Genomic DNA, 4,786 nt, shown 5'->3' on the forward strand with positions numbered 1-4,786 from the left:
CAACCACATGTGGGTGCTGCAGGCGGCGTATTTTTTCGTGATCGTGCTGTACGGCTGGAATTTCGTGACGATCTACGCCAGTTTTCAGGCCGAGCGCGCGCGCAGCGGAAAGGCGGCGCAGGTTAGGGTACGCCTGAACGGCGCCGATGCCGACCTGGTCGCGTCGAAGTCGCCGTCCTGGACCTGGCTCGGCGCCGTATCCAATTACGTTTTCGTCTACGATGCCGCAGCGAAGCAGTCGCTGGTCCTGCCGACGAACAACATCCTGCGAATCGAGCCCGTGCGGGCCGCGGGCGCCAAGGCCCGTGAACCGGTGAGCGGGGCCGCCAACGCCGGTGCGGACGCATCGGTTGCGCCAAATCCCTGATTCCACTAGAATATGCGGTTCTTCGCGCGGCTCGTGCCTGCGAAGCCTTGCCTCACTGCTGCGGCGGGAGGCTGTCGCGACGAAAATCCCTTCGCGCGATACCCACAAGGAGCCAACATGCGTCATTACGAAGTCGTGTTTCTGGTCCACCCTGACCAGAGCGAGCAGGTGCCCGCGATGATCGAGCGCTACAAGGCGCTGATCGAAGGCGGCCAGGGCAAGATCCATCGCCTCGAAGACTGGGGCCGTCGCCAGCTTGCCTATCCGATCAACAATCTCGCCAAGGCGCACTATGTGCTGCTCAACGTCGAGTGCGGCCCGGAAGTGATCAAGGAACTGCAGACCGGTTTCCGCTTCAACGACGCGGTCCTGCGTCACCTGATCATCAACCGCGACGAAGCGATCACCGAGCAGTCGTTCATCCTCAAGAACAAGGATGACAAGGGCGGCCGCCGCCGCGACGGCGAGGAAGTCATCGGCTTCGGTGGCGAGGATTTCGACGACCGTCCGCGCGCTCCGCGCGCCCCGCGTCCCGCCCCGGCTGCGGCCGAATAAATGGCCGCCCCCAAGAGCAAGAAAAAGGATACGAAGACCATGTCGAAATTCTTCCGCCGCAAGAAATACTGCCGTTTCACCGCCGAAGGCGTGACCCTGATCGATTACAAGGATCTCAATACCTTGCGTCAGTACCTCACCGAAACCGGCAAGATCGTGCCGAGCCGCATCACCGGCACCAAGGCGCGCTACCAGCGTCAGCTCAAGTCGGCGATCGAGCACGCGCGTTTCCTCGCGCTGCTGCCGTACAGCGACGCGCATTAAGTAACGTTGTCGCGGGCGCACCCGCGACGATCACTCCTCCTCTCTCGCTGGCGGGAGAGGGCAAGGGGTGAGTTGGTACCTCAGCACAAACGTCCGTGATTCGGACAACAACCCACTGCTGCGTCGCATTCCAGAGCGGCGCTAACGAATCGGAGAAAGAAATGGAACTGGTCCTTTTGCAGAAAGTGAAGAACCTCGGCGCCCTCGGCGACAAGGTCAAGGTCAAGCCGGGCTACGGCCGCAACTATCTCGTGCCGCAGGGCAAGGCCGTGCCGGCCACCGAGAAGAACGTGGCCGAATTCGAGAAGCGCCGCGCCGAGTACGAGGCCAAGGCGAACTCGATCCTCGCCGCGGCCGATACGCGCAAAGCCTCGCTCGAAGGCGCAGCGATCACGATCAAGGCGAACGCGAGCCCCGAGGGCAAGCTGTTCGGCTCGGTCGGCCCGCGCGAGATTGCCGAGGCGTTCAGCGCCGCCGGCCATCCGCTCGAGAAGAGCGAAGTCGTCATGGGCGAAGGCCCGCTCCGCCACACCGGCGAGTTCGAGGTCCACGTGCACCTGCACGCCGACGTACATACGACGGTCAAGGTCACGGTCACGGCGGACGAGTAATCGTCCAACGCCGCGGCAAAAAAAGGCGCCTCACGGCGCCTTTTTTCGTTTCGGACCGGAACGAAAACTTCGGCTCACGCGCGTGGGACCGCGAGAAAGCGGCGGTTGCGCAGCAGCGCGGCGGCGATCAGCGAGACCAGCGCGCCGATCGGGAAGATTTCGATGAACGTCATCGGCAGCCGGTACAGCGGATTGGCGTAGTCGGCCTTCATCGCCTCCATCTCGGCGGTGAATTTGGCCAGCGCCTCGGCCGAGACGCCACTCGCCTTCTTCTTCTCGATCACGGCCGTAGCGTATTGGCCGATGAAATCCATCTGCGTCGTGGCGAGCACCGCCTCCCAGGCGACGACGTAGACCACGCTGGCGACCGCGCTGATGCCGAGCCCGAGGCCGAACGCCTGCCAGAAGCGGATCACGCCACCGAGGTCGCTGTCGCGATGGCGCTTGATCGCGACGAAGACGAGGCTGAATGCAATCAGCATCGTCGTGTAGCCGATGATCATGCCCCAGGTCAGGGATATGTGGCCGTGCAGGAGCACGATCGAGCCGAACATCGGAATGCCGACGATCAGGCCGGCGAGGACGCCGTAGCGCAGGATGATATGGGACATGCGGGGTGCCTCCATTGGTCGAGGAGCCGATTGACCGTCATTCCGTATCGGTCGGCAATCATCCAAACGGGTGATTTGCCCAATTCGACCCGAACGGACGGCGCTCAGCGGATGATTCCGAGTTCACGCGCCTTCGCAATCGCATCGGTGCGCCGCCTGGCGCCGAGTTTTTCGAACAGCCGAGCGACATGGGTCTTGACCGTGTTCGGCGAAACGTCGAGACGTCTGGCGATTTCCTTGTTCGAGCGGCCCGCGGCGAGTTCCATGAGCACGGCCAGCTCGCGCGGACTGATGCCGAGCGCGGCCTGTGCCTGCGGATTGCCGTCGAATGCGGCCGCGGCCGGCGTCTTCACCACGCGCGTGCCGATATAGATGCCGAGTGCGAGGAAGCCGGCGCCGATCAGGAAGGTGGCGGCGTCGGCGAAATGCGAGCGCACCACGCGCTGATAGTCGAGCAGGGCGAGCACGAGCGTTCCCGCCGCAAGCAGGACTCCGTACCCGGCTGCGCGTTTCCAGAACGCCCCTTTCCCAGCCCACCCCTTCATGCCTGAACCTTATCACGTGGGTGTAAGAGCAATTTCCACAAGTTATCCACTGGCGAGCCAACAGACGGATGTGAAAGCATCCCTGCCTCGGGGTGCGCGTGATTCTCGATCGCTGAGATCGCTGAGGGGCAGAATACGCGCAACGCAACAGACGATTCACAATACAAAAATCAAGAAACCAAGACATGGCAGTTTCCCCAGATCGTTTCCAATCCGCGCGTATCGACGCGCTGCGTGTGCCGCCGCATTCGATTGATGCCGAACAAGCTGTGCTTGGCGGACTCATGCTCGACGCGCATGCCTGGGAGCGCATCGCCGACAAGCTCGTCGAGGACGACTTCTACCGCAAGGATCATCGCCTGATCTTCCGCGCGATCGGCGAGCTGTCGAACAAGAACATGCCCTGCGACGCCGTCACGCTCGCGGACTGGTTCGAGTCGAACAAGCTGTCCGAACTGGTCGGCGGCTCGAGTTACGTGATCGAACTCGCCAACGCGACGCCGAGCGCGGCCAACATCGGCGCCTACGCCGACATCGTGCGCGAGAAGTCGGTGCTGCGCCAGCTGATCGAGGCGGGCACGAAGATCGCCGGCGACGGTTTCCAGCCCGAAGGGCGTTCGACCCAGGAAATCCTCGAAGGCGCGGAACTCGAAGTGTTCCGCATCGCCGAAGCCGGCGCGCGCGGGCGCAAGGGCTTCACGCCTATGCGTGCGGCGGTCAAGGAAGCGTTCCAGATCCTGCATCACCGCTACGAGAACAAGGGCGCGGTGACGGGCCTGTCGACCGGCTTCGCCGATCTCGACGACATGCTTGCCGGCCTGCAGCCGTCCGACCTGATCATCCTCGCCGCGCGCCCGTCGATGGGCAAGACAGCGCTCGCGGTGAACATGGCCGAGCACGCGGCGATCAAGTCGAAGAAGGCGGTCGCGATCTTCTCGATGGAAATGTCCGCTTCACAGCTCGCGTTCCGCCTGATCTCGTCCTTGGGCCGTATCAACCAGCAACATCTGCGCACCGGCGACATCCAGGAAGAGGAATGGCCGCGCGTGACCAGCGCGATCACGCTTCTGTCCGACGCGAAGATCTTCATCGACGACACGCCGGCGCTGTCGCCCGGCGAACTGCGTGCGCGCGCGCGGCGCCTCAAGCGCGAGCACGACCTCGGCCTCATCGTCATCGACTACCTGCAGCTCATGGCCGTGCCCGGCAACAAGGAAAACCGCGCGACCGAGATTTCGGAAATCTCGCGCGGTTTGAAGGCGCTGGCCAAGGAACTCAACGTGCCGGTGATCGCGCTCTCGCAGCTCAACCGCTCGCTCGAACAGCGCACCGACAAGCGCCCGATGATGAGCGATCTGCGCGAATCAGGCGCGATCGAGCAGGACGCCGACGTGATCCTGTTCATCTACCGCGACGAGTACTACAACCCGGAATCGCCGGACAAGGGGCAGGCCGAGGTCATCATCGGCAAGCAGCGCAACGGCCCGACCGGTCACGTCAAGCTGACCTTCCTCGGCCACTACACGAAGTTCGAGAACTTCGCCGCGGACAGCTACGGCAACTTCGACTGAGCGCCCGAAAAAAGCCGGAACTCGCCCGCGTGCCGCAATCCGGAACGGCGCGCAAACGCGCTACGATGCGCGCTCCGCGAGTTCCGTCCGAGATTGCATGAGTCGCACTACACTGGCCACGATCCACCTCGGCGCGTTGCGCCGCAACCTCGCGCGCGTGCGCGATCGCGCGCGCGGGGCCAAGGTCATGGCCGTGCCCGGCAACAAGGAAAACCGCGCGACCGAGATTTCGGAAATCTCGCGCGGTTTGAAGGCGCTGGCC

The 4,786-nt window shown here is 63.5% G+C and carries 7 protein-coding genes; 5 read left to right on the plus strand and 2 right to left on the minus strand.

From position 1 onward, the window contains the following. The 4 genes from VF497_RS15865 to rplI form a co-directional block, all read left to right on the plus strand. Positions 1-367 (plus strand): hypothetical protein (locus VF497_RS15865; protein WP_330890487.1); only part of this gene is annotated, 367 nt, incomplete at its 5' end. A gap of 117 nt (positions 368-484) precedes the next feature. Continuing rightward, a complete protein-coding gene (gene rpsF, locus VF497_RS15870) occupies positions 485-922 on the plus strand; it encodes a 30S ribosomal protein S6 (RefSeq protein ID WP_330890489.1) in 438 nt (145 codons plus the stop codon). Positions 923-961: 39 nt separating this feature from the next. After that, a complete protein-coding gene (gene rpsR, locus VF497_RS15875; RefSeq protein WP_330890497.1) occupies positions 962-1,186 on the plus strand; it encodes a 30S ribosomal protein S18 in 225 nt (74 codons plus the stop codon). 161 nt (positions 1,187-1,347) lie between these two features. Continuing rightward, entirely contained in the window at positions 1,348-1,797 is a 450-nt protein-coding gene (gene rplI / locus VF497_RS15880) for a 50S ribosomal protein L9 (RefSeq protein WP_330890491.1), read from the plus strand. Between the two features lie 74 nt (positions 1,798-1,871). Here the strand turns inward: rplI and VF497_RS15885 are convergent, their stop codons facing one another. Both VF497_RS15885 and VF497_RS15890 read right to left on the minus strand, forming a co-directional pair. Beyond that, positions 1,872-2,408 (minus strand): DUF4199 domain-containing protein, encoded by a 537-nt coding sequence (locus VF497_RS15885; RefSeq protein WP_330890493.1) that lies wholly within the window; start codon positions 2,406-2,408, stop codon positions 1,872-1,874. A gap of 104 nt (positions 2,409-2,512) precedes the next feature. Next, positions 2,513-2,953: a response regulator transcription factor gene (locus VF497_RS15890; protein ID WP_330890495.1), complete on the minus strand. Its 441-nt coding sequence runs from the start codon at positions 2,951-2,953 to the stop codon at positions 2,513-2,515. 161 nt (positions 2,954-3,114) lie between these two features. Here VF497_RS15890 and VF497_RS15895 point away from each other — a divergent pair, with 161 nt between their 5' ends. Beyond that, positions 3,115-4,524, plus strand: a complete 1,410-nt coding sequence (locus VF497_RS15895; protein WP_330890499.1) for a replicative DNA helicase — start codon at positions 3,115-3,117, stop codon at positions 4,522-4,524. The last annotated feature ends 262 nt before the right edge of the window (positions 4,525-4,786 follow it).

This window comes from Rudaea sp. (assembly GCF_036383415.1).
GTDB lineage: Bacteria > Pseudomonadota > Gammaproteobacteria > Xanthomonadales > Rhodanobacteraceae > Rudaea.